We start from the raw sequence: 811 nt of genomic DNA, 5'->3' as shown, positions 1-811 counted from the left end.
ACCCACCGAAGTCCCCGGAATGTCCCCCATGAAACCCCAGCCCGCCCGCCTCGCCCGCTCCCTCTGCCTGGCCTTCGCGCTCGGCGCCGGCGGCGTCGCGACGGCGGCCAGCGGCGACGCCGCCGCCGAGGGCAGCCTGCCCGCGCAGGAGCTCACCCCGCGCACGCTCTATCACTTCCTGCTCGCGGAGATCGCCGGGGCGCGCGGCCAGATCGGCCTGTCGGCCCAGCTCTACCTGGACCTCGCCCGCAGCACCCGCGACCCGCGCATCGCCCGCCGCGCCACCGAGATCGCGATGTACTCGCGCAACCTGGTGATGGCGCGCGGCGCCGCGGAGATCTGGACCGAGGTCGCGCCCGACTCGGAGGAGGCGCGCCGGGTGCTCGCCGGCCTGAGCGGCGCCGGCCGCGCCGAGGACATCAACCTCGACGCCATCCAGTTCCAGCTCGCGCGGGTGCTCGCGCAGTCGAACGGCCGTCTCCCGCAGAACCTGCTGAGCCTCGGCCACACGCTCGCCCGCGTGCCGGACAAGCAGGCCGTGCGCGGCATCGTGATGCGCCTGACCGAGCCCTACGTCGAGGTCCCCGAGGCCCACATCGCCCGCGCGCAGGCGGCGCAGGCGGTCGAGGACCGGATGAGCGCGCTCGCCGCGGTGGATCGCGCGCTCGAGCTGCGCAACGGCTGGGAGCCGGCAGTGCTGCTGAAGGTGCAGATCCTCCAGCAGGCCGGCGCGCACGCGGAGGCCTTGCGCGTGCTCGAGGCCGAGGTCGCGCGCGCACCGGCGAGCCGGCCGCTGCGCCTGGCGAAGGCG

The 811-nt window shown here is 75.7% G+C and carries 1 pseudogene; it reads left to right on the top strand.

Annotated features, from left to right (window positions below):
- Nucleotides 1-28: 28 nt before the first annotated feature.
- Nucleotides 29-811 (top strand): annotated as a pseudogene (locus tag C667_RS23525) (tetratricopeptide repeat protein); the annotation flags it as partial.

The organism is Thauera phenylacetica B4P (assembly GCF_000310225.1).
Classification (GTDB): domain Bacteria; phylum Pseudomonadota; class Gammaproteobacteria; order Burkholderiales; family Rhodocyclaceae; genus Thauera; species Thauera phenylacetica.
The sequence above is the reverse complement of the archived record's forward strand: the minus strand, read 5'-3'. Positions and strand labels throughout refer to the sequence as shown.